Source organism: Mycobacterium sp. URHB0044, assembly GCF_000620625.1.
GTDB lineage: Bacteria > Actinomycetota > Actinomycetes > Mycobacteriales > Mycobacteriaceae > Mycobacterium.
This window is the reverse complement of sequence record NZ_JIAW01000033.1, coordinates 1-25,741: the sequence shown is the minus strand read 5'-3', so window position 1 is coordinate 25,741 and position 25,741 is coordinate 1. Positions and strand designations below refer to the sequence as shown.

General features: G+C 68.2%; 29 protein-coding genes and 1 pseudogene. 20 read left to right on the top strand and 10 right to left on the bottom strand.

Features of this window, described 5'->3' with window-relative positions; genetic code table 11:
- Positions 1-10: 10 nt before the first annotated feature.
- Together N536_RS0135405 and N536_RS0135400 are read right to left on the bottom strand one after the other, a co-directional pair.
- Complete coding sequence (locus N536_RS0135405; RefSeq protein ID WP_029117935.1) at positions 11-802, bottom strand: site-2 protease family protein; 792 nt, start codon at positions 800-802, stop codon at positions 11-13.
- 10 nt (positions 803-812) lie between these two features.
- Complete coding sequence (locus N536_RS0135400) at positions 813-1,427, bottom strand: hypothetical protein (RefSeq protein ID WP_029117934.1); 615 nt, start codon at positions 1,425-1,427, stop codon at positions 813-815.
- A gap of 103 nt (positions 1,428-1,530) precedes the next feature.
- Between N536_RS0135400 and N536_RS0135395 the strand changes: the two genes are divergently transcribed.
- The 3 genes from N536_RS0135395 to N536_RS0135385 all read left to right on the top strand — a co-directional run bounded on the left by N536_RS0135395 (position 1,531) and on the right by N536_RS0135385 (position 4,245).
- Positions 1,531-2,826 (top strand): adenylosuccinate synthase, encoded by a 1,296-nt coding sequence (locus N536_RS0135395; protein WP_029117933.1) that lies wholly within the window; start codon positions 1,531-1,533, stop codon positions 2,824-2,826.
- Complete coding sequence (locus N536_RS0135390) at positions 2,823-3,443, top strand: PaaI family thioesterase (RefSeq protein WP_029117932.1); 621 nt, start codon at positions 2,823-2,825, stop codon at positions 3,441-3,443. The genes N536_RS0135395 and N536_RS0135390 overlap by 4 nt, the downstream gene beginning before the upstream one ends.
- Before the next feature lie 115 nt (positions 3,444-3,558).
- Positions 3,559-4,245, top strand: coding sequence for a hypothetical protein (locus tag N536_RS0135385; protein WP_231514733.1), 687 nt, complete (start codon positions 3,559-3,561; stop codon positions 4,243-4,245).
- Here the strand turns inward: N536_RS0135385 and N536_RS0135380 are convergent.
- Both N536_RS0135380 and N536_RS0135375 read right to left on the bottom strand, forming a co-directional pair.
- Positions 4,208-4,396, bottom strand: a complete 189-nt coding sequence (locus N536_RS0135380) for a ferredoxin (protein WP_029117930.1) — start codon at positions 4,394-4,396, stop codon at positions 4,208-4,210. The genes N536_RS0135385 and N536_RS0135380 overlap by 38 nt on opposite strands.
- Positions 4,397-4,401: 5 nt before the next feature.
- Complete coding sequence (locus N536_RS0135375) at positions 4,402-5,607, bottom strand: cytochrome P450 (protein ID WP_029117929.1); 1,206 nt, start codon at positions 5,605-5,607, stop codon at positions 4,402-4,404.
- 83 nt (positions 5,608-5,690) lie between these two features.
- On the opposite strand from N536_RS0135375, the gene N536_RS0135370 reads away from it, so the two are divergent.
- Entirely contained in the window at positions 5,691-5,945 is a 255-nt protein-coding gene (locus N536_RS0135370) for a hypothetical protein (protein ID WP_036438831.1), read from the top strand.
- A gap of 3 nt (positions 5,946-5,948) precedes the next feature.
- On the opposite strand, the gene N536_RS0135365 is transcribed toward N536_RS0135370, so the two are convergent.
- Together N536_RS0135365 and N536_RS0135360 are read right to left on the bottom strand one after the other, a co-directional pair.
- Positions 5,949-6,764, bottom strand: coding sequence for an alpha/beta fold hydrolase (locus N536_RS0135365; protein ID WP_369798505.1), 816 nt, complete (start codon positions 6,762-6,764; stop codon positions 5,949-5,951).
- Between the two features lie 18 nt (positions 6,765-6,782).
- A complete protein-coding gene (locus N536_RS0135360) occupies positions 6,783-8,378 on the bottom strand; it encodes a Na+/H+ antiporter (protein WP_029117926.1) in 1,596 nt (531 codons plus the stop codon).
- A gap of 42 nt (positions 8,379-8,420) precedes the next feature.
- Between N536_RS0135360 and N536_RS41940 the strand changes: the two genes are divergently transcribed.
- Genes N536_RS41940 through N536_RS0135320 form a run of 9 tightly spaced genes read left to right on the top strand, consistent with a single transcriptional unit; the run spans position 8,421 to position 15,722 of the window.
- The gene (locus tag N536_RS41940; protein WP_081809522.1) at positions 8,421-8,729 is read left to right on the top strand and encodes a UBP-type zinc finger domain-containing protein; all 309 of its coding nucleotides are present in this window, start codon (positions 8,421-8,423) and stop codon (positions 8,727-8,729) included.
- 24 nt (positions 8,730-8,753) lie between these two features.
- Entirely contained in the window at positions 8,754-9,851 is a 1,098-nt protein-coding gene (locus N536_RS40465) for an ATP-grasp domain-containing protein (RefSeq protein WP_036438827.1), read from the top strand.
- A 38-nt stretch (positions 9,852-9,889) separates the two neighbouring features.
- Positions 9,890-10,282: a nuclear transport factor 2 family protein gene (locus N536_RS0135350; protein ID WP_051575014.1), complete on the top strand. Its 393-nt coding sequence runs from the start codon at positions 9,890-9,892 to the stop codon at positions 10,280-10,282.
- A gap of 31 nt (positions 10,283-10,313) precedes the next feature.
- Positions 10,314-10,730, top strand: coding sequence for a rhodanese-like domain-containing protein (locus N536_RS0135345; RefSeq protein WP_029117924.1), 417 nt, complete (start codon positions 10,314-10,316; stop codon positions 10,728-10,730).
- Positions 10,727-11,950, top strand: coding sequence for an O-succinylhomoserine sulfhydrylase (locus N536_RS0135340; RefSeq protein WP_029117923.1), 1,224 nt, complete (start codon positions 10,727-10,729; stop codon positions 11,948-11,950). Before N536_RS0135345 ends, N536_RS0135340 begins: the two co-directional genes overlap by 4 nt.
- A 2-nt stretch (positions 11,951-11,952) precedes the next feature.
- Positions 11,953-12,348: a hypothetical protein gene (locus N536_RS0135335; protein ID WP_029117922.1), complete on the top strand. Its 396-nt coding sequence runs from the start codon at positions 11,953-11,955 to the stop codon at positions 12,346-12,348.
- An 18-nt stretch (positions 12,349-12,366) separates the two neighbouring features.
- The gene (locus tag N536_RS0135330; RefSeq protein ID WP_029117921.1) at positions 12,367-15,015 is read left to right on the top strand and encodes a LuxR family transcriptional regulator; all 2,649 of its coding nucleotides are present in this window, start codon (positions 12,367-12,369) and stop codon (positions 15,013-15,015) included.
- 24 nt (positions 15,016-15,039) lie between these two features.
- On the top strand, positions 15,040-15,318 hold the full coding sequence (locus N536_RS0135325) for a type II toxin-antitoxin system Phd/YefM family antitoxin (protein WP_029117920.1): 279 nt from the start codon (positions 15,040-15,042) through the stop codon (positions 15,316-15,318).
- Positions 15,315-15,722: a type II toxin-antitoxin system VapC family toxin gene (locus tag N536_RS0135320; protein WP_029117919.1), complete on the top strand. Its 408-nt coding sequence runs from the start codon at positions 15,315-15,317 to the stop codon at positions 15,720-15,722. The genes N536_RS0135325 and N536_RS0135320 overlap by 4 nt, the downstream gene beginning before the upstream one ends.
- Here N536_RS0135320 and N536_RS0135315 read toward each other — a convergent pair.
- Positions 15,719-16,570 carry an SDR family oxidoreductase gene (locus N536_RS0135315; RefSeq protein ID WP_029117918.1) on the bottom strand — a complete coding sequence of 284 codons (852 nt, stop codon included), beginning with the start codon at positions 16,568-16,570 and terminating at the stop codon, positions 15,719-15,721. The two genes, N536_RS0135320 and N536_RS0135315, sit on opposite strands and share 4 nt — an antisense overlap.
- Before the next feature lie 130 nt (positions 16,571-16,700).
- Here N536_RS0135315 and N536_RS0135310 point away from each other — a divergent pair, with 130 nt between their 5' ends.
- Positions 16,701-17,195: a GNAT family N-acetyltransferase gene (locus N536_RS0135310; protein ID WP_029117917.1), complete on the top strand. Its 495-nt coding sequence runs from the start codon at positions 16,701-16,703 to the stop codon at positions 17,193-17,195.
- The gene (locus tag N536_RS0135305) at positions 17,192-18,307 is read left to right on the top strand and encodes an LLM class flavin-dependent oxidoreductase (RefSeq protein ID WP_029117916.1); all 1,116 of its coding nucleotides are present in this window, start codon (positions 17,192-17,194) and stop codon (positions 18,305-18,307) included. The genes N536_RS0135310 and N536_RS0135305 overlap by 4 nt, the downstream gene beginning before the upstream one ends.
- Before the next feature lie 5 nt (positions 18,308-18,312).
- Here N536_RS0135305 and N536_RS40460 read toward each other — a convergent pair whose 3' ends face one another.
- Positions 18,313-18,963 carry a DUF998 domain-containing protein gene (locus tag N536_RS40460; protein ID WP_081809521.1) on the bottom strand — a complete coding sequence of 217 codons (651 nt, stop codon included), beginning with the start codon at positions 18,961-18,963 and terminating at the stop codon, positions 18,313-18,315.
- A gap of 150 nt (positions 18,964-19,113) precedes the next feature.
- On the opposite strand from N536_RS40460, the gene N536_RS0135295 reads away from it, so the two are divergent.
- Positions 19,114-19,404, top strand: coding sequence for a hypothetical protein (locus N536_RS0135295; protein WP_029117915.1), 291 nt, complete (start codon positions 19,114-19,116; stop codon positions 19,402-19,404).
- Positions 19,405-19,408: 4 nt separating this feature from the next.
- Here the strand turns inward: N536_RS0135295 and N536_RS0135290 are convergent, their stop codons facing one another.
- Entirely contained in the window at positions 19,409-20,137 is a 729-nt protein-coding gene (locus N536_RS0135290; RefSeq protein ID WP_029117914.1) for an MBL fold metallo-hydrolase, read from the bottom strand.
- Positions 20,138-20,197: 60 nt separating this feature from the next.
- Between N536_RS0135290 and fgd the strand changes: the two genes are divergently transcribed.
- Genes fgd through N536_RS0135270 form a run of 4 tightly spaced genes read left to right on the top strand, consistent with a single transcriptional unit; the run spans position 20,198 to position 25,393 of the window.
- Positions 20,198-21,208 (top strand): glucose-6-phosphate dehydrogenase (coenzyme-F420), encoded by a 1,011-nt coding sequence (gene fgd, locus N536_RS0135285; protein ID WP_029117913.1) that lies wholly within the window; start codon positions 20,198-20,200, stop codon positions 21,206-21,208.
- An 18-nt stretch (positions 21,209-21,226) separates the two neighbouring features.
- On the top strand, positions 21,227-23,293 hold the full coding sequence (pta, locus tag N536_RS0135280) for a phosphate acetyltransferase (RefSeq protein WP_029117912.1): 2,067 nt from the start codon (positions 21,227-21,229) through the stop codon (positions 23,291-23,293).
- Positions 23,290-24,432 (top strand): acetate kinase, encoded by a 1,143-nt coding sequence (locus N536_RS0135275; RefSeq protein WP_029117911.1) that lies wholly within the window; start codon positions 23,290-23,292, stop codon positions 24,430-24,432. The genes pta and N536_RS0135275 overlap by 4 nt, the downstream gene beginning before the upstream one ends.
- 58 nt (positions 24,433-24,490) lie before the next feature.
- Entirely contained in the window at positions 24,491-25,393 is a 903-nt protein-coding gene (locus N536_RS0135270; RefSeq protein ID WP_051575010.1) for a cytochrome c oxidase assembly protein, read from the top strand.
- 79 nt (positions 25,394-25,472) lie between these two features.
- Here N536_RS0135270 and N536_RS42755 read toward each other — a convergent pair.
- A pseudogene (locus tag N536_RS42755) lies at positions 25,473-25,741 on the bottom strand (IS481 family transposase); the annotation flags it as partial.

Genomic DNA, 25,741 nt, shown 5'->3' with positions numbered 1-25,741 from the left:
GAGCGCGAGATCAGATCCAGGCCGACCAGAACCGCGTCAGCTGGCTGCCCACCGACACCAGGGCGCTCGGCACGCCGGACAGATCGAAGAACCAGAACACCACCGAGAAGAACCACTGGTTCAATGCAGGCGCGATGAGCAGGAGCAGCAGGATCATGAACCCCCACTGCTTGAACGGCTGCAGGGAGCGTTGCGTTTCGGGGCTCAGATGCGGCTCCAGCGCGGCGTAACCGTCCAACCCCGGGATCGGCAGCATGTTCAGCAGCAGTGCCGTCACCTGGAGGAAGGCCAGGAACGCCATGCCAGCCCAGAACACCGCGTGGTCGGGGTCCCACAGAGCCCGCGTCACCACTAGCAGCAAGACCGCGAGAACGAGGTTCGCGAACGGGCCCGCCAGGCTGACCGTCGAGCGCTGCCGCGGCGTCATCCACGACGTGCGGACGTACACCGCCCCACCCGGCAGGCCGATGCCGCCCAACGCGATGAACAGCACGGGCAACCCGAGTGACAGCAGGGGATTGGAGTACTTCAACGGGTTCAGGGTCAGATAGCCGCGCACCTCGACGTCCCGATCGCCGAAGCGCCACGCGGTGAAGGCGTGGCAGAACTCGTGCAGGCACAGCGACACCAGCCAGCCGAACACCACGAACGTGAACACCCCGACGTAGGCCAGCGCCGTCGGTCGGCCCGTCGCCGAGAGGGGAGACAGCCAGGCGATCACACCGCCGGCGCCCGTGATCGCGACGATGGCCCAGAAGATCAGGCTCGGGCGCACCGATTGGCGCAGCGGACGGATGCTCACCCGGTCGAAACTACCGTGACCGAACGGCCAACCAGCCCTGAGTGTGGCGGTAGAAGGCGGCTCGACGGACTGGTCGCGGCGCAGGCACCCCGTCGCGGACCACCAGCGCACCCGTCGTGCCGAGCTGGACGGCACGCCCCGCGACCCAGCGGCGTGGCCGCATCCGGCCCGTCAGCACGCTCGCCCGCAGCCCTGGCATCTCGGCAGTGGGTTCGACGCGGATCCCCGTCACCGCCCCGTCGAACAACACCGTGTCGTCGACGACGCACTCCCCGGCGATGGTCCGTGCGGTCTCCTCCGGCGGCAGCCAGTAGGCGGCCCCGGTGACGACCGTGCCCGTCTCGTCCCGGATCAACGGAATGCGTCTCGCCTCGGCTGTGCGCACCCTTCTGGCCTGCCACTTTCGGTCGACGAGGCCCACCTCGACGTCCAGCCGGTCGGTGCGCAGCAGCCGGGTGAGCACGGTCCCGAGGTCGGCGTTTCCGCCGACGACGATGATCCGGCGCACTTCGGCATGGGGGTCGACGTCGGTCGGCGCGGCGACGTCGTGGACCGGCAGGTCCGCCAACGCCCGGGGTACGCGCCGCCCGTCGAAGCGCAGCACCACGACTTCTGCGGTGGTCAACTCAGCTCCTCGCAAACGGCAAGGGATCAGGTCGGATAAGGTAGCTCACCGGCTGCACACAGTACTGATCCAGTACGTGCGGAAGACACCGGGAGACAACGCCATGCCGGCAATCGTCCTCATCGGCGCCCAATGGGGCGACGAGGGCAAGGGAAAGGCCACCGACCTACTCGGTGGGCGTGTGCAGTGGGTCGTCCGATACCAGGGCGGCAACAACGCGGGTCACACCGTGGTCCTGCCCACGGGGGAGAACTTCGCGCTGCACCTCATTCCGTCGGGCATCCTCACGCCCGGCGTCACCAACGTCATCGGCAACGGCGTCGTGGTGGACCCGGGGGTGCTGCTCGCCGAACTGGCAGGCCTCGACGAGCGCGGTGTCGACACGTCGCGACTGCTGATCTCCGCCGACGCACACCTGCTGATGCCCTATCACGTGGCAATCGACAAGGTCACCGAGCGCTACATGGGCAGCAAGAAGATCGGCACCACCGGGCGCGGCATCGGGCCGTGCTACCAGGACAAGATCGCCCGCATCGGGATCCGCGTCGCCGACGTCCTCGATCCGGAGTCGCTGACCCAAAAGATCGAAGCCGCACTGGAATTCAAGAACCAGGTGCTGGTGAAGATCTACAACCGCAAGGCGCTCGACCCCGACGAGGTGGTGACCAACCTGCTGGCCCAGGCCGAGGGTTTCAAGCACCGCATCGCCGACGCGCGCCTGCTGCTCAACGCCGCTCTGGAGGGCGGCGAGACGGTGCTGCTGGAGGGCTCGCAGGGCACGCTGCTCGACGTCGACCACGGCACGTATCCCTATGTGACGTCGTCCAATCCGACCGCGGGCGGTGCGTCCGTCGGCTCCGGCATCGGCCCGACGCAGATCACCACCGTGTTGGGGATCCTGAAGGCGTACACCACCCGGGTGGGTTCCGGCCCGTTCCCCACCGAACTCTTCGACGAGTTCGGTGCGTACCTCTCGAAGACCGGCGGCGAGGTCGGCGTCACCACCGGACGGGCCCGCCGCTGCGGATGGTTCGACGCCGTGATCGCGCGCTATGCCACCCGCGTCAACGGCATCACCGACTACTTCTTGACCAAGCTCGACGTGCTGTCCAGTCTTGAGACGGTGCCGGTCTGCGTCGGTTACTCGGTAGACGGCAAGCGCACCAACGAGATGCCGATGACGCAGAGCGACATCGCCCGCGCCCAGCCCATCTACGAGGAGCTGCCCGGTTGGTGGGAGGACATCTCCACCGCCAGGGAGTTCGACGACCTTCCCGCCAAGGCGCGTGACTACGTGCTGCGGCTGGAAGAGCTTGCCGGCGCACATGTTTCGTGCATTGGCGTGGGCCCGGGCCGCGACCAGACGATCGTGCGGCGTGACATCCTGGCTCCTCGATGAGTGAGGATCCCGAGTACGACCGGCACGGCGGCTTCCCACTCTTCAAGCCCGCGCAGCCGGGCCCGGGATTCGGCCCCTTCCTCGCATCGATGCGGCGGCTGCAGGATCTCGCGGTGTCGGCCAATCCGGACAGCGACACCTGGGTGGATGCGGCCGCGCGAGTCGACGAATTGGTCTCGCTGCTCGAGCCGTTCCAAGCGGCCGAGGGTGTCGGCCCCGCCAACCGCGTCCCCGATCTGCCCGGCGCGGGCAGTCTGCTGATGCCGCCCTACAAGATGGGCAAGTTCGAACCCGACGGCGTCGAACTGCACGTCGAGTTCAGCCGCTTTCACGTCGGCGGCAACTCCGCGGTGCACGGCGGCGTGCTGCCGCTGCTGTTCGACTCGGTGTTCGGCATGGTCATCCATGCCGCGGGCCGGCCGATCAGCCGCACCGGCTTCCTGCACGTCGACTACCGCAAGGTGACGCCGATCGACACCCCGTTGACCGCCCGCGGGTGGATCGGCTCGACGGAGGGGCGCAAGGCGTTCGTCAACGCCGAACTGCGTGATCCCGACGAGAATCTGCTCGCCGAGGCGAACGGCCTGATGATCCGATTGCTGCCCGGCCAGCCCTGAGCCTCTGTCACCCTTCCTCCCGCCGAGTCTGCTGGGAGATCGCGATTCGGCGCGAAATTTCGACCTGACAGCAGTTTCGAGCGGGTTGGCGTCGTGACTCTGTCACCATGAGCCGGTGACCGAACATCGCGCCGACCGCAACATCCGCAGACTGTCGACGCCGCGGGCCGCCGCCGTCGCGGGCGTGCTCTTCGCGCTGCTGTTCGGCACCGCGCTGACCTTGATCCGTACCGCCCTGCCGGAGGGCGCTGCGCCGGGCACCCAATGGGTCGACACGGGAAGTCACCAGATCAGGGTGGCGTCGATCCTGTTGCCGTTCGCCGGCATCGCCTTCCTGTGGTTCATCGGGGTGGTGCGCGACGGCTTCGGCGGATTCGAGGACAAGTTCTTCTCGTCGGTGTTCGTCGGTAGCGGATTGCTGTTCCTGGCAATGATTTTCACCACGTCGGCCGTCGGTGTGGCATTGGCCCACACCACCGGGGAGACCGCCGACTTCGGGCGGGTTCTGCTGCTGACGCTCAGCAAGACCTACGCGCTGCGGATGGGTGCGGTCTTCATGATGTCGCTGGCCACCATCTGGCTGAAGACCGGCTTGATGCCGCGCTGGCTGGTCGGCGTGACTTACCTTGTCGCAGTGAGCCTTCTGCTGGCCAGCGACATCACCATGTGGCTGGTGCTGGCGTTCCCCATCTGGGTCTTGGTCGTCAGCGTGCTGCTGTTGATCCGCTCAGGCGTCATCGACCTGGACTTCGACGACGACGACGTCACACCAGGCGCAGCACCGACGCCGGACAGATCTTGACGGCCTCCCGCGCGTGGTCCTCCTCCGACGACGGCACGTCCTCGGTCAGCAGCACCACGATGCCGTCGTCGTCCTGATCGAACAACTCCGCCGAGATCATCACGCAGTTGCCCGACGCGATGCAGTTCTCACGGTCGGCTTCCAGCTTCATTCCGATCACCACCTCACTGCCAACGACCGTAGCCCGTAGATGAAGTGAAACGAGCGGAACTCGACGTCTTCGAAGTCCTCGGCGAGTGACAGGTTCGGGAACCGACGGAACAGCGCGGGCCACGCGATCCGCATCTCCATGCGCGCCAACGGGGCGCCGAGGCAGTGGTGCACGCCGTGGCCGAACGCCAGATGACCCGGCGCGCCGCGTCGGATGTCCAGAACGTCTGGCGACAACGTGAACTCTGGATCCCGGTTGCCCGCAGGCAGCGAGGCGAAGACCAGTTTTCCGGCCGGGATCCGCACCCCGGCGACCTCGACGTCGGCGGTCGTGATTCGCGGTATCGCGGACTGCACGATGGACAGCCACCGCAGCAGCTCCTCGACGGCAGGGCCGACGGCATCCGGGTCGTCGCGGACGGCGGCGAGTTGCTCGGGGTGACGCAGCAGCGCGAGGGTGCCAAGCCCCAACATGTTCGACGTGGTCTCGTGCCCGGCGAGCAGGAGGAGGCCGGCGATGCCGACCAGTTCGTCATCGGTCAGCTCGGCGCCGTGCTCGCGGATCAGCATGCCGATGATGTCGTCGCCGGGGTGCGTTCGGGCACGGGCCACCAACGACCGCATGTACTCGCGGCCCTGCCGCTGCATCTCGACGCGCTCGGGGATGGGCAGCGACAGGTCCAGTTGACGCCCGGAGCGTCGTTGGAAGTCGGCCCTGTCCTCATACGGCACGCCGAGCAGCTCGCAGATCACCAGCGACGGGATGGGCAGCGCGAACGACTCGACGAGATCGACGGGCGCCCCGGCGGCCTGCATCGCATCGAGGTGCTCGTCGACGATCTCGACGATGCGCGGTTCCAGGCGCTTGATCCGTCGGATGGTGAACTCCGGGGTGAGCATGCGGCGCAGGCGCTGATGCTCGGGCGGATCGAGGCCCAGCAGGTTTCCCGCCCGCGACCTGGCGAGGTCCTCCTCCGGCATCGCAGGCGCGCCGGGCACCACGAATCCGGGCGGCCGCCCGTTGGAGAAGTGCTCGTAGTCGGACAGCACCATCTTGACGTCGTCGTGCCTGGTGACCAGGTAGACCGGCATGTTGAACGCGCTCATCACCGTGCGGACGCCGGTGCCCTCCCGGATCTCGCCGAGTTCGGGGACGGGATCGAACGCATTGCGGCGCATGTGCACCGGGGGCAGCTCGGGAGCCTGGGTCATCACTCGACGGTACCGACGGTTCCGGATAAGCGCCGCGACGTTGCGCTTTCGGCGTATCGTCGCGTTTGGTGAGGTGAGGCGCGATGACGAACGCATACCGACGACTCGCGGGAATCCTGGTGGCCGGCGGCGCAGTCCTGCTCGCCGTCGCGCCGGCGGCTGGCGCGGACGGTTACAACGGCGCGCCCACGGTGGTTTCCGGAGGGCCCGTGCCGACGATGAACGGAGTCCCTTGCGTCGCTGGACATTTGGGCACGTGCATCGGCTTCGCGCAGAACTCGCCGGCGCGCAAGGTGCCGCGCGCGACGGTGGGCCACAGCCCGACCGTCGGCCGCTAGCCCTCAGCGCGCCAGGAAGTCGTCCACCAACTCGTTGACCAACGGCGGATTCTCGAGTCCTGCCAGATGTGCGACACCGTCGAGTACCACGAACGACGCCCCGGGGATCGCGTCGGCCATGGCCTTCGTCTCGGCGTTGGGGAACGTCGCGTCCTCGATTCCCGCGACGACGAGCACCGGCGCCTGCACCCGCGCCAGCAGGGCGCGCTGATCGGGGCGCCGCGGCACGACGCTGCGCACCGCCCACTTGCTCGACTCGACGTCGACGGCCGCAGCGACGTCGCGCACGTAGGCGACGACGTCGGGGCGTTCGCGGAACGTCGTCGGACCGAGGAACGCCTTGAGGACCGAACGGGTCAGCGGCGGCCGAAACCCGCCGAGCCACCCCGCCATTCGCAACAGGAAGCCGTACTCGAGCTTCTGCCGTGCCCCCGCTGCGGACGCCGTGCAGTTCATCAGGACGGCCTTGCCGACGCGGTCGGGATGCAGGGCGGCGAACGTGCCGCCGATCATGCCGCCCCAGGAGTTGCCGACGAAGTGTGCGCGGTCGATGCCCAGGCCGTCGAGCAGGTCGACGATGGTGCGTGCGCACTCCTCGAACGTGAAGAGGTCCGTCAGCGGCTGGCTTGCGCCGTGTCCGGGTGGATCGATGAGCACGACGCGATGGCGCGCGGCGAAGTGTGCGGCCTGAGCGCGCCACATGTCGCCGGTCATCAGCAGGCTGGGCCAGAACAGGATCGCGTCGCCGGTGCCGCCCGTGCGCACCGAGATCCTGCCAAGTGCGGTGTCGACGGTGACCTGATCCAAGTTGAGCTCCACGCCACCAGACGCTAGCGGTCAATCGCGGTTGAGCGTGGCCTCCTCGAGGTCCAATCCGTTGAGCACGTGGCGAAGCACCTCGTCGTCGATGTGCCCGGCGTCGCGTTCGGCGATGAACGTCGCGCGTTCGGCGGCCAGCATCTCCAGCCGCAGCCGCTTGAACGCCGAGGTCGGACTCTCGCCGATCTCGTCGTCACTGCGTCCGAGCCGCCGCTCCCAGGTGGCGTTCTGCCTGCGGGCGTTCCACCCGCGCAGGATGGTCGCCGCGCGCTGGTGCACGTCGGTCTGCGCGCGCTCCTCGGCCAGCAGTTCGTCGAGCCGGTCGGACGCCGCCTTGGCCGCCCTGGTCTGGGCGGCGGCTTCTTCCATCGCGTCGCGTGCGGCGTCCTCGTTCTGCACGTCGAGCACCTTGATGAGCCAGGGCAGCGTCAGCCCGTGCAGCAGCAGGGTGCCGATCACCACGACGAACGTGAGGAACACCAGCTGCGGGCGCCCGGGGAATTCGGCGCCCGACACCGTCGTGAGTGGCACGGCGAAGGCTGCGGCCAGGGACACCACGCCGCGCATGCCCGCCCACGCCACGATGAACACCTGGGAGGGAGTCGGCTTCGGCTCGTTGGTGCGGATGCGTGCCGACAGCAACCTCGGTAGGTAGGCGAAGGCGAACACCCACACGATGCGGACGACGATCACCGTCGCGAGCACCGCCGCCGACGCGGTCACCAGCACCACCGCCGAGATCCCGACGAGCTCGCCGACCACCGTCGGTAGTTGCAGCCCGATCAGCAGGAACGCAAACGACTCCAGCACGAACTGCCCGGCCCGCCACACCGCGCCGTCCTGCAGCCGGGTGGCGTAACTCGCGCGCGTCGACCGCTGTCCGATGATGAGCGCGGCGACCACCACGGCGATCACGCCGGAGCCGTGCACCTGCTCGGCCAGCAGGTAGATGATGAACGGCGCCGTCAGTCCGATCGCGCTCTCCACGAGGGCGTCCTCGAACCACGACCGGATGGCGACGATCAACCAGCCCATCGCGCCGCCGACCACCACTCCGCCTGCGGCGGCCAGTGCGAACGTGCCGAGACCGGAGCCCCAACTCGCTGCGCCACCGATCGCCGCCGCCAGCGCGACCTTGTAGGCGGTCAGCGCCGTCGCGTCGTTGAGCAGGCTCTCCCCGCCCAGCAAGGTCATGATCTGGCGGGGCAGGCCGAGTCGGCGGCCGATCGCCGCGGCGGACACCGCATCCGGCGGCGCGACGATGGCGCCAAGCGTGAGCGCCGCGGCGACGGTCAGTTCCGGGACGGTGTGATAGGCCACCAACCCGACGGCGAACGTCGTCGCCAGTGGAAGCCCCACCGCGAGCAGGGCAATCGGCCGGACGTTGCGGCGCAGAGCGACGTAGCTGCTCTCCAGGCCTGCCGACCACAGCAGCGGCGGCAGGATCACGAACAGCACCAGCTCCGGCTCGAGCTCGATGCCGTGCAGGCCGGGGATCAGGCCGGCCAGCAGCCCCGCGACCACCAGCGCCAGGGGTGCCGACACGTCGAACCGGCGGGCAACGCCGGCCAGCAGCACCGCTACCACGAGCACCGCGACCAGTGGTGTACCCATGTCGCCGACCTCCTCGCCTCGAACCGACATATCCTGTGCAGCATGCGGAGGAGAACGCGGCGACGCGACGTTGATTCCCCGCCTCGGACGTGCGAGCACCTGTCGGCCGTCGCCGACGCTCCTGAGCCGGAACCCCTCACCCCGGGCCGGTGCCAGGGCTGCAGCGAACTCGGCGAGAGTACCTGGGCGCACCTGCGGATGTGTCTGACGTGCGGGCACGTGGGCTGCTGCGACTCGAGCGTGCATCAACATGCGGGCGCCCACTTCCGTGCGACCGGTCATCCCGTCATGCGCTCGGTGGAGCCCGGCGAAAAGTGGCGCTGGTGCTATGTCGACATCCGGCTCGATTGACGGCTCTGGCAGGCTGGTCTACCGATGACTGAACCGACCGACAGCCGACCCGTGGTGATGCTGCTGAGCTCCGGCTCCGGGCAGGCGGGCCGCGATCTGGCACTGGCCTTCGAGCGGCTGGGCGCCGTCGTGCACACCGTCAATCAAGGTGCCGACGTCTCCGTCCTGAAATCGTGGATGGCAGAGGAGAAGCCGGCGTACGTGGTCGCCGAGTCGGGGGAGATCACCGCCGAGGTGCTCATCGCCGCCGCCGAGCATGACGCGGTCGAGGTGTTTCCGACCCCGCGCGCGGCTCGGCTCAGCCTCGATCGCGAGGGGTTGCGACGGTTGGCCGCCGACGAGCTCGGCCTGCCGACCGTGCCGTTCTGGTTCGCGGGTTCGGAAGCCGAACTCGACGTGGTCGCCAAGCATGCGGGCTTCCCGCTGGTCGTCACACCGGTGTCGGGCATCGCCGCCGACGGGCAGTCCGTGCTGACCCGACCGGATGACGTCGAGGCGGCCTGGCATCGCGCGATCGCCGCGGGCCATGCGCCGCACCGGGTGATGGCGGAGACCGTCGTCGAGGTCGACGACGAGGTCACCATGCTCACCGTCCGCAGCGTCGGGACTGCGGGGCCGACGGTGCAGTTCTGCGAACCGATCGGGCACCGGCGGACCGACGGGGGACCGCTCGAAACGTGGCAACCGCACCAGATGTCACCCGCCGCACTGGACGCGGCGCGGTCGATCGCCGCGCGCATCGTCAACTCCCTCGGCGGGCGGGGCGTGTTCGGCGTCGAACTTCTCGTCCGTGGCGACGAGGTCTACTTCACGTCGGTGCGTCCACGGCCGGACGACGCCGGTCTGGTGACGCTGCGGTCGCAGCGCCTTTCGCAGTTCGAACTGCACGCCCGCTCGATCCTCGGGTTGTCGATCGACACCATCATGATCTCGCCCGCCGCGGCCGAAGTCGTGCACGGCGAGGCGGGCGCCGGTGTGCTGGCCGACGCGCTCGCCGTACCCGAGAGCGACGTGCGCCTGCTCGCTGAGGGGTCCGTTGCATTGGCCACCGCGCCCGACGTAGTCCGCGCGCGTGACCGCGCCCATCAGGTGTCGGCCGCCCTGCGCAAGTCCGGGTCGTGACCGAACCGGTCCCCGAGTACCCGCCCGACCGGCCCACGATGGCGCCGTTTCTGGGTGCGCTGGTGATCATCGTGCTCGTCGTGATCGGAATCGTGGTGTTCAACCGCTCCGATGGCGACGCCGGCCCGGACCAGGACGTGAGCCGGGCGGTCGTCGGCCAGAACGACGCGCTGCAACGCCAGAGCTACGCGGACTTCCGGGACTACACCTGCCGCGCCAAGCAGGGCAGTGAAGCGGAGTTCCTTGCCCGCCAACGGGATTCGGTTGCCAAGGACGGTGAACGCTACGTCGACGGCGTCCGGGACGTGCGGATCGACGGTGACCGTGCCATCGTCAACGTGACGTACCACTTCGACAAGACGGCCGACCGTCCGTTCGGGTCCGAATTGACCGTCGTGCGTGAGGACGGAACCTGGAAGGTGTGCTCGTGACCGTCCAGATTGGTGTGGAAGACTCGCGGGCGTGAGCAGTTACGCGGGAGACATAACGCCGCAGCAGGCCTGGGACCTGCTGAGCGACGATCCCGAGGCCGTGCTCGTGGACTGCCGGACGTCCGCCGAATGGCGCTTCGTCGGCGTGCCCGACATCTCGAGCCTCGGGCGTGACGTGGTGTACATCGAATGGAACACCACCGACGGCGTGCACAACGACGGCTTCGTCGACGAGCTGAAGGCCGCGGGCGTGACGCCCGGCGAACGGCCCGTAGTCTTCCTGTGCCGTTCCGGCAACCGCTCGATCGGTGCGGCCGAGGCCGCCACCGAGGCGGGGATCGGGCCCTCCTACAACGTGCTCGACGGCTTCGAGGGCAACCTCGACGAGAACAAGCATCGCGGCTCCACGGGGTGGCGAGCCCTCGGATTGCCATGGACCCAGTCATGACCGGGCCCGATCAGCCGGTGCCGTCGGTCCGGATTCCCGCCGAACTGCCCGAGGGCGTCAGCCAGGCCACGATAGGGGTGAGGGGCGGCCTGCTGCGGTCCGGTTTCGAGGAGACCGCAGAGGCGATGTACCTCACGTCGGGATACGTCTACGAGACGGCCGCCGACGCGGAGAAGGCCTTCACCGGCGAGATCGACCGCTACGTCTACTCGCGCTACGGCAACCCCACCATCTCGATGTTCGAGGAGCGGCTGCGGCTGATGGAGGGCGCGCCCGCGGCGTTCGCGACGGCGACCGGCATGGCCGCCGTGTTCACGTCGCTCGGCGCGTTGCTCGGTGCGGGCGACCGGCTGGTCGCGGCGCGCAGCCTGTTCGGTTCGTGCTTCGTGGTGTGCAACGAGATCCTGCCCCGGTGGGGTGTGGAGACCGTGTTCGTCGACGGTGAGGACCTCGCCCAGTGGGAAGAGGCACTGTCGGTGCCGACGACGGCGGTGTTCTTCGAGACGCCGTCCAACCCGATGCAGTCGCTGGTCGACATCGCCGCGGTCTGCGACCTCGCGCACGCCGCCGGCGCAAAGGTGGTGCTGGACAACGTCTTCGCCACCCCGCTGCTGCAGCAGGGCATGCCGCTGGGGGCTGACGTGGTCGTCTACTCGGGGACCAAGCACATCGACGGGCAGGGCCGCGTGCTCGGCGGGGCGATCCTCGGCGACAAGGAGTACATCGACGGGCCGGTGCAGAAGCTGATGCGCCACACCGGGCCGGCGATCAGTGCATTCAACGCCTGGACGTTGCTCAAAGGCCTTGAGACGCTTGCCGTCCGGGTCGACTACTCCAACGCCTCGGCGCACCGCGTCGCCGAGTTCCTGGAGGGCCATCCGTCGGTATCGTGGGTGAAGTATCCGTTCCTGGAATCGCATCCGCAGTACGACCTGGCCAAGCGTCAGATGCGGGGCGGCGGCACCGTCGTCACGTTCGAGTTGGCAGGCGGCACCAAGCAGCGGGCGTTCGAGGTGCTCGACAAATTGCGGCTGATCGACATCTCCAACAACCTCGGCGACGCGAAGTCCCTCATCACGCACCCCGCCACCACCACGCACCGCGCGATGGGGCCGGAGGGCCGGGCGGCGATCGGGCTCGGTGACGGTGTGGTGCGCGTGTCGGTGGGTCTCGAGGGCACCGAGGACCTGATCACCGATCTCGACCAGGCGCTCGGCTAGCCATGTCCCGGTCGAGTGCGGCCAAGAAGGCGCGGCGCAAGAAGCGCCAGGTCGCGCGCAACGACCGGTGGCTGCCCGCCGAGGTGCATGCCGACGTCGAGGGCGTGGCCCGCATCGCCAACGAGATCGTCCCTCGCGGTTGGGAATTCGATCGCGAGTTCTCCAGCGAAAGTTTCATCACCTGGTTCTATCCGCCGTCAGGGGTGGAGGTGGACGACGAGTCGGTGGAACCGGTCACCCGGATCTGGCTCAGCGATCCGGAGGAACCCCACGTGATCCTGGTGGGCTCTGGTCAGGACGACGGGGTCGATTACCGGTTCACGGTCGAGGAGCTGTTCGCCAGCCTCGACGAGATCGAGGGACACCGGCTCGGCGATCCCCCGCCCGCAGTGGGCTGACCACGTTATAGTCGGCCCGTGATCAGCGGTGATGCGCTGACCGGGCGGGACAGCGAACTCGTGACCCTGCGCCGGGCGCTGAGCGGGGTCGGCAACTTCGCAGGGGTGGTGATCGCCGGTGCGGCCGGCGTGGGCAAGACGCGGCTTGCCCGCGAGCTGCTCGGGCAGGTCGCCTCCTCCGGCATGCGCACGAACTGGGTGGTCGGAACGGCGTCGGCGCGTCCGATTCCGTTGGGCGCCTTCACCGCGACCCTGGCCGACGAGGCCCTCGCCGACGACGGCAACCCCGTGCCGAGCGTGCGGCGGGTGATCGATTCACTGCTCGGGCAGCACCGTGGCGGGCGGTTCGTCCTCGGCGTCGACGACGCGCACCTGCTCGACGGGTTCTCCGCGCACGTCGTGCATCAGCTCGCGCAGACGCGGGAGGCCCGCCTCGTCGTGACCGTCCGCACGGGAGCTCCCGAGCCCGACGCGGTGCGGGCGTTGTGGAAGGACGGCCTGCTTGCCCGCCTCGACTTGGAGCCGCTGTCGGCCGACTCGACGCGCACCATGGTCGAGGCCACCCTGGGTGGACCGGTGGACGCGCGCAGTGCGCAACGGTTCTGGCGGCTCACCGGTGGCAACGCCCTGTTCCTGCAGCGGCTCGTCAAGGATCAGGTGACCGCGGGCCGGATCCGTGAGATGGCCGGGGTGTGGATCTGGGACGGCGACGTCGCGGTCACGCAGAGCATGAGCGACTTGGTGGGCAACCAGCTGGATCGGTTGGCACCCGAGGTGGCGCTCGTCGTGGACACCCTGTCGCAATACGAGCCGATCGACGTGAACCTGCTGGCGGAATTGGTTGGCCGTGAGCACCTGGCCACCGCGGAACAGCTGCGCCTGGTGACCGTCGAGCGCACCGCGGACACGTTGATGGCCCGACTGGCGCATCCGCTCTACGGCGAACTTCGCCGCGCGACGGTCGGCGAGATGTACCTGTCCAAGGTGCGCGGCGAGCTGGCCCGGCGGCTGTCCGTGCAAGGCGACGGCGATCCCCGGACCACGGTGCGCCGCGCGCTGCTGACGCTGGAATCCGACCTGCCGCCCGACCCGGACCTGTACCTGGACGCCGCCCGTCACACCATGAAGCTGTTGGACCTCGACCTCGCGGAGCGGCTGGCCACGGCGGCCGCGGCATCCGGCATGGGCGCGGCGATCGAACTTCAGGCCGTGAACCGCGTCGCGGCCGGACGCGGTGAGGTGGCCGAGGAATTCCTGCGCAACCTCGCCGCCCGGCCGGGCGCCGACCGGCACCGCTGGGCGACGCTGCGCGCCGCCAACCTGATCTGGATGCTCGGTCGTCCCGCCGAGGCGGCCGCCGTCCTTGCCGAGCTCGCCGACGGGCCGGAGGACGACGCCCAGCAGGCGGCTCGGCTAGCCGTCGAGGCGTGCGTCGACGCGGTGTTCGCCCGAAGCGCCGATGCCGAGAAGAAGGCAAGTGCGGCACTCGAATCGGGGTCGCTGGCCGACATCAACGCCATGATGGCGTCGGTCGCGCTGACGATGGCATCGGGCGCGCTCGGACATGCCGACGCCATCACGCCCGTGGCCGGCGCCGCGCTCGAGCGGGCGACCAACTCCTTCGAGACGTCGCACATGCGGTTCTGGTTCGGCGGCGTGTATGCCAGGGCGTGCAGGTTGACCGGCCGCATCGAAGAGTGCCACCAGGTGGCCACGCACCTGTTCGGGATGGCGAGCGACATGCCGGGTCTGGCGTACGCCAATCTGGTCTTCCTGATGGGCAATGCAGAACTGATGCGCGGCGATCTGCGTGCCGCCGAGAAGCTGCTGCACGAGGCGCTGGCCCGCGTCGAGAATCACGGCATCACAACGGGTTTGCGTCCCGCCTGCATGTTCGCGCTGGCCGAGACGCACGCCAAGCTGGGGGAGGCGGACGCCGCCGCGGCAGCTCTGGAAGAGGCGCGGGCGTCAGTGAAACCGGACTTTCTGTTCATGCAGACCGGACTGGTCACGGCGACCGGGTGGACGCTGGCGGCCGCCGGGTCGTTGACCCGCGCCATCGAAACGGTGCTCGCCGAGGCGTCGGTCGCCCGCGACAGGGGACAACCCACCCACGAGCTGTCCTGCCTGCAGGCGGCGGTGCAGTGGGGCGTGGCCGACGAACTCCCCGGCGTGGCCGCCCGCGCCCGTGAGCTGGCGGGTGAACTGTCCCTTCCATTGGCGGATACCGTTGCGGCGCATGCCGAGTCGCTGCTGACCCGCGACGGCAATGGGTTGTTGGCGGCGTCGGAGGCCTACCAGGCCATCGGCGACCGGTGCACGGCCGCGGACGCCGCGGCGCAGGCCGCCGTCGCGTTCACGGGTTCGCAGTCACGCAGCCGCGGGTTGTTCGCCGCATCGCTGTCCGCTCAGTTGGCCGCCGATTGCGGCGGTCTCTGCACGCCGGCCACGCGCAGCCCGGCGTCGCCGACCCCGCTGACCGGACGGCAGCGCGAGGTCGCCGAGCTGGTGGCAGCGGGCCTGTCCAACAAGGAGATCGCCGATCAGCTGTTCACGTCGGTGCGGACCGTGGAGGGTCACGTGCTGCGGGCGTGCCAGCGGGTGGGCGCCACCTCGCGCGCCGACCTCGCGGCCATCATGCGCGCAGGCGGTGCCGGGGGGCCGTAGCACAGTAAGTGCTACTCTGACGGTATGGACGTGATCGGAGTCCGAGAACTGCGGCAGCACGCATCGCGATATCTCGCTCGGGTTGAAGCCGGCGAGGAGCTCGGCGTCACGAACAACGGGCGGCTGGTTGCCCGGCTCGTCCCCGTGCAGGCTGCCGCCCGTTCCCGTGAAGCCTTGATCGACGCCGGTGCCCTCGTGCCGGCTCGTCGTCCACGGAACCTTTTCGAGACCGCCGCCGCACCCGCGCGAGATCGCAAGAGGAATCTGTCGGACGTCCTCAACGAGATGCGCAACGAGCAGTGATCTACATGGACACCTCGGCCCTGACGAAGCTGCTCATTGCCGAGGCGGAGACGCCCGACCTTCAGGCGTGGCTAGCTGTGCAGAGTGAGCAGGGCGAGTATGCGGCGACGAGCGCGCTCGGTCGGGTTGAGTTGATGAGAGTGGTTGCGCGATACGGGGACCCAGGGCAATCGGAGCGGGCTCGTTATCTGCTCGATGGGCTGGACATTCTTCCGCTCACTGAACCGGTGATCGCTCTGGCCGAAACGATCGGCCCTCCGAGCCTACGGTCTCTCGACGCGATACACCTCGCTGCCGCAGCTCAGATGGAACGGGAACTGTCAGCGTTCGTCACCTATGACCACCGCTTGTTGGACGCATGCCGCGAGATCGGCCTGGCGGCGGCATCTCCCGGCTTGACCTAGTCCTCCACGACACCGGTCGCGTGCTGCGCCCGGTTCTCGTAATCCGCTCGCGCGCGAGTGTCGAAGTCGAGGAAGACCCTGTCGTTGCCCATCTGCTTGGACAGCCAGCGCCGCCCGCGCGGACCGAGCATCGAGGTGGCCGCGCCGATGAACCGAAGCGGACCCGGTACGGACACATGGGTTTTCGGCTTGTCCAGCGCCTTGACGATGGCGGCGGCGATGTCCTCCGGCTGCACCGGCTTGTTAGCGCCCGTCGCCTTGGTGCCCGCGATCAGTTCGGTGTTGGTGAACGTCGGCAGGATCACCGTCACCTCCACGCCCTGCGGGGCGAACTCGTCGGCCAGCGCGGTCGAGAGACCAACCACCGCGAACTTCGTGCCTGCGTAGACCACCTGTCCCGGCACGGCGACCATGCCGGCCATCGACGCGACATTGATGATGTGGCCGCTGCGCCGTTTCACCATGTCCGGCAGCGCCAGCTGACAGCCGGTCAGCACGCCGTACAGGTTCACCTCGATGGCCGACCGGATGGCCTGCTCGGACTGCTCGAGGAATGCGCCGACGGGCATCACGCCCGCGTTGTTGATCAGCACGTCGAGGTGACCGGCACCGTCGCTGCGCGCCTTGTCGACGAACGTCGCGAACGACTCCTTGTTCGTGACGTCGAGCGGATAGCCCGATACCTGGCCCAGCGAGCTCAGCCCCGCGACCGCCGATTCGAGGACCGCCACGTCACGGTCGCCGATGACCACGCGTGCACCGCGGGCCAGCAATGCCTTGGCGGTGGCAAGACCGATGCCGCGCGCGGCGCCGGTGATCGCGATGGTCTTACCCCTGATGTTGTCCATGCGGCCAAACTTTACACGTGTCAACTTTTACTGAGAAGTGGTCTTGGAAACGGATCGGGATTTCAATCACCACGAGGCGAAAGGGGCACCCCGGAATGCGGTCGACCGTCGCGCGTTGGACCCTTAGGTGATGTCCGTGCCAGCCGTGAACCGCCTGCGCTTCGTGGCGGTCGGCCAGGACGATCCTCTGGCCGAGCCGCTGCTAGCCGAGCTCGCCGTCGAGTACGCCACCCGCTATGGCAGCACCACCGACGCGGTCGGCGCCTGGCTGCGCCAGTATCCGGCCGGAGAATTCGCGCCACCGGCGGGCGGCATGCTGATCGGCCTGCGCGACGGGCGGCCCGTCACCGGTGGCGCCTTCCGCCGATTCGACCCCGAGACGGCCGAACTGAAACGCATCTGGACCGACAGCGCACACCGCCGCCAGGGCCACGGGAAGGCGCTGCTCACCGAGCTGGAGAAGGCGATCGCAGCAGCCGGCTACCGCCGTATCTACCTGACCACCGGCGACCGCCAACCCGAGGCCGAGGCGTTGTATCTGGCCACCGGGTACCGGCGGCTGCCCGAACCGTTGCCCGCCGATGGCGAGGTCTATCCCGTCGCGTTCAGCAAGGAGCTTCCGTGAGCGTCCCCCTCTCGATTCTCGATCTGGCGCCCATCAGCGCCGGAAGCGACGCGGCAACCGCGTTGCGCAACACCGTCGATCTCGCCCAGCACGCCGAACAGTGGGGATACCGCCGCTACTGGATCGCCGAGCACCACTTCGTCGCGGTGGCCAGTTCCTCGCCTGCCGTGCTGATCGGTCAGATCGCGGCGGCGACCAAGGACATCAGGGTCGGATCGGCGGCCGTGCAACTGGGCTTCACCACCGCCGTCGCGGTCGTCGAGAGCTTCGGCATGCTCGACGCGTTCTACCCCGGCCGGATCGACCTTGGGGTGGGTCGGTCAGGGCAGCGTCGGCGGGAGGCGGCCAAGCAGCCGAGCGGCGACCGGCCGAAGCCGCCGCGGGAATGGCGGGAAGTCGACGGCGTCGTGGTGCCACCACCGTTCGACGTGAGCGCGCTGATGCGCAACCCGCGGCTGAAGGCACGAATGTCGGTGCTGCAGCAGCCCGAAGCGCAGTCTCCCGACTTCGGCGATCAGGTCGCCGACATCCTGGCAATGTTGGACGGCAGCTATCACGCCGACGGCGTCGAGTCGCACGTGGTGCCGGGAGACCGAGCTGCCTTGTCCCCGTGGGTATTCGGCAGCAGCAAGGGGCAAAGCGCGCAAGTAGCCGGCGCACATGGGCTTCCGTTCGTGGCGAGCTACCACATCACCCCGGCAACCGCGTTGGAGGCGATCGACGTGTATCGCGATGCCTTCCACCCGTCGGCGACGCTGCGTGAACCGTACGTCGTGGTGTCCGCCGACGTCGTCGTCGCCGACGACACCGACGCCGCGCGAGAGTTGGCCTCCAGCTATGGGCACTGGGTGTACGCGATCCGCGCAGGCGACGGCGCGGTGCCGTATCCGGACCCCGCTTCGTGCGAGCCGCTCACCGCCGACCAGCTGGCCGTCGTGGAGGACCGGCTTGCAACGCAATTCGTGGGGGATGCGGATGAGGTCGCGCACCGTCTGGACGCCCTTCAGCGCTTGACGGCCGCCGACGAGCTCGTCGTCACCTCGGTCACGCACCGCCACGCCGACCGGATTCGTTCCCACGAGCTGCTCGCCAAACGGTGGGGTCTGAACTGAGGCGGCTAGCGAGATAACCCGCGAAGCGACAACGAGCTCAGCCAGCCGAGGCCGGCTGCAAGCGAAATCCGTTGGAATAGGCCGCCTTTGCCGCTGAGGCCGGACCGGCCTCGCATTGCTGCGACGACGAGAAGGAAACTGCCCGCCATCACCGTGCTCGATCCTGCCGAATAGCAGGCCCAGCGGTAGTCCCCGTTCCGCACGGCCGTGGCCGCGCTGGCCAAGCCGGCGACGGGTATGCCCGCGAAGACCGGGATGCCGCACAAGTCGTGCAGCTGCCCCGCACGAGTGGGCCGGGCGGAGCCCTGCCTCACAGGACCACCAACGTAGTCGGTGACGAACACGCCCGAGCCGATCAACCCGATGCCCACTCCTGCGACGAGGGCCGGGACCGCGCGGGGCCCGATGCGCCGCGCATCGGAGCGCCCGAGACCCGCAGCGGCACATGAGTAGAGAACTCCGGCAAGGACGAAGTTGGCGCGCTGTTGCCAACCGCGACGACCGACGGCAAGCGCACTGACCGGAGCGCGTCGCCAGTCGTACCCGCGACGCGTGGCTCCGATCGCGGTGAAGGCAGTGACGAAGAGCGGCCCGGCGAGGGCGCCGCAGAGGATTTGAGCAGAACGCTTCGCCGGTGTTCGGCCGCCAACTGACACCTGGCCAGCCTATCCAAACGATGGGCCACCTACTCGTATAGGCATGGGCGGGGCTCCTTTTCGCACCGAATACCGCGGGTTCACGCTGCGTCGGCGGCTGGGCCTCTAAGCTCGCCGCAAACGGGTATTGCCGAGACCCGGGGGTGAATCGTGTCGCAGACGGTCGTGGGATGGCTGCTGCTGTTGGCCGCCGTCCTGACGTTCGTCGCAGGATTCGCGCTGCGGACCCTGATCGGCCGCAAGCGCGACGTCAACGCCGTGCGCAGAGTCGTACGGGCATTGCGGGACAACGTCGTGGGGCGGGTGTTGTTCGGGCCCGTGGTCAGTGACGCGCTGGACGACGAGGAACTCGACCAGATGATCCTGATGCCCGCCATTCTGGTGTCGTGCGGGCTGTGCCTGACGGCGATCTTCCTGTTGGGCTACGACGTCCTGACCTGAGCTCTCACCGCGCGGCCTGCTCGACGGCGTCGCGGATCGATCCCCGCCATACCGGCCCGTGGCCGGGCAGACACACCTCGGTGTCGAGCAGTCCCAGTGCGGCGAGGCTGCGCACGCATGCGTCCTGATCGTGGTTGAACAGGCTCGGCAGCAGTTGTGGTCCGCGCCGCGTCGACACCGGATGGCCGGTGACCAGAGCGTCACCGCTGACCAACACGCCGTCGACCACGAACGAGCAGTGCCCGCCGGTGTGGCCGGGGGTGGGGATCGCCATCGGCGTGCCCGGCAGGGCTGCCGCCACCTCCTCGGTGAGGGCGTGTGCGGTGGGGATGCCGTCGTGGACCAGTGCACCCTTGCGGGTGATGTCGAGGGTCCACTTCAGGTAGCGCGGCTGCCACAGTTTCGTGGCCAGGTCGGTGATCGACACCTGTTCGAGGTACTCGCGGTGGGCATGGCCGACTTCGTCGGCGTGGCAGAAGACCGGCGTGCCATGGGTTTTGGCGAACCAGATTGCCGTGCCGAAGTGATCGACGTGTGCGTGGGTGAGCAGGAACGCGTGGATGTCGTCGATGCCGAATCCGAGCTGGCGCACCGAATCCAGCACCTCGTCGCGCTGGCCGGGAAACCCGGAATCGATGATCAGGACGCCCGTGTCGTCGGCGACGAGGGTCCAGTTCACCAGGTCGGTCTGAGCGAAGTGGACGGTGTCGGTGATCGCCGTGATGGCCGCCATGTGCCGAGTTTATGCGGGCGCACGGTCGCTGCCATTGGCGGCAGGAGTAGAAACGACTACGTGGCTGAACTGAAACTTGGATACAAGGCGTCGGCGGAGCAGTTCGCCCCGCGTGAGCTCGTCGAGCTGGCCGTGGAGGCCGAAGCGCACGGCATGGACAGCGCGACGGTCAGCGATCACTTCCAGCCGTGGCGCCACGAGGGCGGTCACGCCCCGTGGTCGCTGGCCTGGATGACCGCCGTGGGCGAGCGCACCAAGCGCATGGTCCTCGGCACGTCGGTGCTGACTCCGACGTTCCGCTACAACCCGGCGGTCATCGCGCAGGCGTTCGCCACCATGGGCTGTCTGTACCCGGACCGGATCTTCCTGGGCGTGGGCACCGGTGAGGCGCTCAACGAAATCGCGACCGGCTATGAGGGCGAGTGGCCCGAGTTCAAGGAGCGCTACGCGCGGCTGCGCGAGTCGGTCAAGCTGATGCGCGAGCTGTGGCTGGGCGACCGGGTCGACTTCGACGGCGAGTACTACAAGACGAAGGGCGCCTCGATCTACGACGTGCCCGAGGGTGGCATCCCGATCTACATCGCCGCCGGCGGCCCGCAGGTGGCCAAGTACGCCGGGCGTGCGGGTGACGGTTTCATCTGCACGTCGGGCAAGGGTGAGGAGCTCTACAAGGACAAGCTCATCCCCGCCATGCGGGAGGGTGCGGAGGCCGCGGGCAAGAACCCCGACGACGTCGACCGGATGATCGAGATCAAGATCTCCTATGACACCGATCCCGAACTGGCGCTGGAGAACACCCGGTTCTGGGCGCCGCTGTCGCTGACTGCCGAGCAGAAGCACAGCATCGACGATCCGATCGAGATGGAGAAGGCCGCCGACGCGCTGCCCATCGAGCAGGTGGCCAAGCGCTGGATCGTGGCGTCCGATCCCGACGAGGCCGTGGAGAAGGTCGGCCAGTACGTCGGCTGGGGTCTCAACCACCTCGTCTTCCACGCACCCGGCCACGATCAGCGCCGCTTCCTCGAACTCTTCCAGCGTGATCTGGAGCCGCGGCTGCGCCGGCTGGGCTGATACGGCAGGCTTCCAGGGGTGCCGAGCGTCTCTGCCATCTATGTCGCTTCGCCAGAAGGCGATACCGGGAAGTCCACCATCGCGCTCGGAATCCTGCACCGGTTGACGGCCACGGTCGCGAAGGTGGGGGTGTTCCGGCCGATCACGCGCTTGGGCGAGGACCGCGACTACATCCTCGAGCTGCTGCTGGCGCACACCACGGCCGGCCTGTCCTATGACGAGTGCGTCGGCGTCGGCTATGCGCAGTTGCACGAAGACCCGGACACCGCGCTCGCCGACATCGTCGACCGCTTCCACCGGGTGGCCGAGCAATGCGATGCGGTGGTCATCGTCGGCAGCGATTACACCGACGTTGCCGCGCCGAGCGAGCTGAGCGTCAACGCACGCATCGCGGTCAACCTCGGCGCGCCGGTGGTGCTGGCAGTGCGGGCCAAGGACCGCACACCCGACGAGGTGGTCCACGTCGTCGACTTGTGCCTTGCCGAGATCGCGGGCCAGCACGCCCATACCGCGGCGGTGGTGGCCAACCGCTGCGACCCCGACGAATTGACAGCCGTCTCCGAGGCGTTGCAGCGCGTCGGCGTCAAGAGTTACGTGCTGCCGGAGGAGCCGCTTCTCGTCGCGCCCTCGGTGGGGGAGCTGCGCGACGCCGTTGCGGGCACGCTGATCAGCGGCGACGAAGAGCTGCTGAGCCGGGAGGCGATGGGCGTTCTGGTGGCGGGCATGACCGCCGAACACGTACTGGAACGGCTGCACGACGGGATGGCCGTGATCACGCCGGGCGATCGCTCCGACGTCGTGCTCGCCATGGCCAGTGCCCATGCGGCCGAAGGCTTTCCGTCGCTGTCCTGCATCATCCTCAACGGCGGTTTGCCGTTGCACCCGTCGATCGCCGCGCTGGTGGCAGGCCTTGGGCTGCGGCTGCCGATCGTTGCGACCGAGCTCGGCACCTACGACACGGCGCGGGCCGTCGCCCAGGCGCGGGGACGGGTGACCGCCGACTCGCAGCGCAAGGTCGACACCGCGCTGGCGCTGATGGACGCCTACGTCGACACCGCGGATCTGATTGCGCAACTGTCGATTCCGATCCCGTCGGTGACGACGCCGCAGATGTTCACCTACCAGTTGCTCGACCGGGCGCGGTCGAACCGCAAACGGATCGTGCTGCCAGAAGGCGACGACGACCGCATCCTCCGTGCGGCGGGTCGGCTGTTGAAGCGGTCGGTGGCGGAGTTGACCATCCTCGGCGACGAGCCCGTGGTGCGGGGCCGCGCGGCCGAACTCGGCGTGGACCTGTCGGCGGCCACCGTGCTGGATCCGCGTACCAGTGAACTGTGTGACCAGTTCGCCGAGCAGTATGCCGAGATGCGCAAGCGCAAGGGTGTCACGGTGGAGCAGGCGCGCGAGATCATCCACGACGTCTCGTATTTCGGCACGATGCTGGTGCACAACGACATGGTCGACGGCATGGTCTCCGGTGCGACGCACACCACGGCGCACACCGTCCGGCCTGCCTTCGAGATCATCAAGACCACGCCCGGAGTCTCCACGGTGTCGAGCATCTTCCTAATGTGTCTGGCCGACGAGGTGCTGGCCTACGGTGACTGCGCGATCGTGCCCGACCCCACGTCGGAGCAACTCGCCGACATCGCGATCTCCTCGGCCCGGACGGCGGCACAGTTCGGCATCGAACCGAGGGTGGCCATGCTGTCGTATTCGACCGGCACATCGGGAACCGGTGCCGACGTCGAAAAGGTGAGGATTGCAACGGAATTGGTACGGCGGCGCGAACCCGAACTGCTCGTCGAGGGGCCCATCCAGTATGACGCCGCGGTCGAGCCGTCGGTGGCGGTCACCAAGATGCCCGACTCCAAGGTTGCAGGCCGTGCGACCGTGTTGATCTTCCCCGACCTCAACACGGGCAACAACACCTACAAGGCCGTGCAGCGCAGCGCGGGGGCCATCGCGATCGGACCGGTCCTGCAGGGTCTCAACAAGCCGGTCAACGACCTGTCGCGGGGAGCGCTCGTCGAGGACATCGTGAACACGGTGGCCATCACCGCGATTCAGGCGCAGGGCAAGTGAGCTCCGCCCGCACCGTGCTGGTGCTCAACTGCGGCTCATCGTCGCTGAAGTATGCGGTGGTCGAGCCAGATTCGGGTCGGCAACTCGCCGACGGCATCGTGGAGCGCATCGGCCAAGGAGAGATCGCCGACCACGCCGCGGCGTTGCGTGCGGCGTTCGACGAGCTGGCCGAATCCGGCCGCGACCTCGACGACCTCGGTCTGGTCGCAGTGGGTCATCGCGTCGTGCACGGCGGCCCCGATCTGTACCGACCGACGTTGGTCGACGACGGACTGATCGCCACGCTCGAGTCCCTGGCCCCACTGGCCCCGCTGCACAACCCGCCCGCCGTGCTCGGCATTCGGGTCGCGCGCCGGGCGCTACCGGACCTTCCGCACATCGCCGTGTTCGATACCGCGTTCTTTCACGACCTGCCGCCAGCGGCACGGACGTACGCGATCGACCGGGACCTTGCCGAGCAGTGGCACATTCGCCGCTACGGCTTCCACGGCACGTCGCACCAGTACGTCAGCGAGCAGGCCGCGGAGTTTCTGCAGGCGCCGCTCGAGTCGCTGAACCAGATCGTGCTGCACCTCGGCAACGGTGCGTCGGCGTCGGCGATCGTCGGGGGACGTCCGTTGGACACGTCGATGGGGTTGACGCCGATGGAGGGGCTGGTGATGGGCACCCGCTCCGGCGACATCGACCCCGGCATCATCACGTATCTGTCGCGAACGGCAGGCATGAGCATCGAGGACATCGAAACCATGCTCAACCGCCGCTCCGGGGTGCTGGGCCTCGGCGGCGAGATCGATTTCCGCGTGCTGCACGAACGCATCGAATCCGGTGACGAGGCAGCGCGATTGGCTTACGACGTCTACATCCACCGGCTCCGCAAGTACATCGGCGCCTACCTGGCCCTGCTCGGCAACACCGACGTCATCACGTTCACCGCGGGCGTCGGGGAGAACGACGCCCTGGTGCGCCGCGATGCGCTCAGCGCCATGGCCACGCTCGGCATCGAACTCGACGAGCACCTCAACGACAGCCCCGCCAAGGGACCGCGCCGCATCACCGCCGAGATGTCGCCGACGACGGTGCTCGTCATCCCGACCGACGAGGAGCTGGCGATCGCCAGGGCGTGCGTTGGCGTGCTCTGAGGCGAACACCCAAGTCGTTGACTGAATCCTGCCAGGTTCGCGGCGTAGCTTTCGGCGGGTGCCGCCTCTGCACGCGCTCATCGGAGCGTGGTCACCGGACTTCCTCTCTCTGACACTGATCCTCGTCATCGGTGCCGAATATCAGCGGATGGCCCGGCGCAGCGGTGAGCCGACCGCAGCGCAAGCGTGGAGCTTCGGCACCGGACTGGCGGTATGGGCGTTGGCGACGCTGAGCGGCATCGCCGTCTATGCACCGGTGTTGTTCTGGATGCGGGCATTACAGGTGTTGTTGCTGCTGTTCGTCGTGCCGTTCCTCCTGGCGATCGGTCGGCCGGTGGCGACGCTGCGGGCTGGGTCGAGCCCGTCGGGCAGGCGTCGCATCGACGGGTTGTTGGCGTCCCGGCCGGCCCGGCTGTTGTGCTCGCCCGCGGTCACCTCGGCCATGATGCTGGCGACGCCGTGGTTGCTGTACCTGACACCGTGGTACGTGGCATCGCTGACCAACGGCGTCGTCGCCGCGCTGACGCGGATAGCCTTGCTGCTCATCGGCTTTGGTTACTTCTATGCGCGGCTGCAGTCCGATCCGGTGCCGCGCCGCTACTCGCCGCTGCTCTCGATCTTGATCAGTGTCGCCGAGACCCTCGGCGACGGCCTACTGGGGCTGGTGTTGTGGCTCGGCCCGCTGATCGCCCGCGATTACTACGCGGCGCTTGGCCGAAATTGGGGCCCGAGCATGCGGACCGATCAGACCGTCGGCGCGGGCATTCTGTGGATTCTCGGGGACATTGTCGGATTGCCGTTTCTGCTGATGCTCATGCGTGCGTTGGGGTCACACGAGAAGGCGGTCGCCGACGAGGCTGACGCAGCCGACCCTGCCGGACACGTCGAAGTTGGCTCGGATCGCCGAACCTTGTGGTGGGAGGAAGATCCGCAACTACGGGATCGGTTCCGTAGCCGTTAGTACGACATTCATGTCGGACTGTGATGTCTCGGGACATCGGTGACAGTTCTGTATCAGGACTTTGGTGACAGTAGGTGTGTCAGGACTTCGGTGACGCTTCGTCATCTTTGGCGCGTGGGCCGCGGGGTCGGCCGTTGCCGACGTATTTGACGCCGGGTGCGGGTCGGGTTCGTTCGGCGAGGACCTCGCCGTCCAGATCGGTGATGATGATGTTGTCGCCGTCACTGACGACGAGAACCTGTTGAAAGGCGTATTGGGCACCGACCTTGTAGGCGACTGAGTTCAGTCCGATGTTGCCCACCGCGCTGACCGTTCGGGCGCAGGTGTTGGCGGGCAGATCTGCGGGCG

Excerpts from the sequence above, each read along its gene's own strand:
- N536_RS0135395 (WP_029117933.1), top strand. The coding sequence starts at position 1,531 with ATGCCGGCAATCGTCCTCATCGGCGCCCAATGGGGCGACGAGGGCAAG.
- N536_RS0135390 (WP_029117932.1), top strand. The coding sequence starts at position 2,823 with ATGAGTGAGGATCCCGAGTACGACCGGCACGGCGGCTTCCCACTCTTC.
- N536_RS0135380 (WP_029117930.1), bottom strand. The coding sequence starts at position 4,396 with ATGAAGCTGGAAGCCGACCGTGAGAACTGCATCGCGTCGGGCAACTGC.
- N536_RS0135375 (WP_029117929.1), bottom strand. The coding sequence starts at position 5,607 with ATGACCCAGGCTCCCGAGCTGCCCCCGGTGCACATGCGCCGCAATGCG.
- N536_RS0135370 (WP_036438831.1), top strand. The coding sequence starts at position 5,691 with ATGACGAACGCATACCGACGACTCGCGGGAATCCTGGTGGCCGGCGGC.
- N536_RS0135360 (WP_029117926.1), bottom strand. The coding sequence starts at position 8,378 with ATGGGTACACCACTGGTCGCGGTGCTCGTGGTAGCGGTGCTGCTGGCC.
- N536_RS41940 (WP_081809522.1), top strand. The coding sequence starts at position 8,421 with ATGCGGAGGAGAACGCGGCGACGCGACGTTGATTCCCCGCCTCGGACG.
- N536_RS40465 (WP_036438827.1), top strand. The coding sequence starts at position 8,754 with ATGACTGAACCGACCGACAGCCGACCCGTGGTGATGCTGCTGAGCTCC.
- N536_RS0135350 (WP_051575014.1), top strand. The coding sequence starts at position 9,890 with ATGGCGCCGTTTCTGGGTGCGCTGGTGATCATCGTGCTCGTCGTGATC.
- N536_RS0135340 (WP_029117923.1), top strand. The coding sequence starts at position 10,727 with ATGACCGGGCCCGATCAGCCGGTGCCGTCGGTCCGGATTCCCGCCGAA.
- N536_RS0135335 (WP_029117922.1), top strand. The coding sequence starts at position 11,953 with ATGTCCCGGTCGAGTGCGGCCAAGAAGGCGCGGCGCAAGAAGCGCCAG.
- N536_RS0135325 (WP_029117920.1), top strand. The coding sequence starts at position 15,040 with ATGGACGTGATCGGAGTCCGAGAACTGCGGCAGCACGCATCGCGATAT.
- N536_RS0135315 (WP_029117918.1), bottom strand. The coding sequence starts at position 16,570 with ATGGACAACATCAGGGGTAAGACCATCGCGATCACCGGCGCCGCGCGC.
- N536_RS0135310 (WP_029117917.1), top strand. The coding sequence starts at position 16,701 with ATGTCCGTGCCAGCCGTGAACCGCCTGCGCTTCGTGGCGGTCGGCCAG.
- N536_RS0135290 (WP_029117914.1), bottom strand. The coding sequence starts at position 20,137 with ATGGCGGCCATCACGGCGATCACCGACACCGTCCACTTCGCTCAGACC.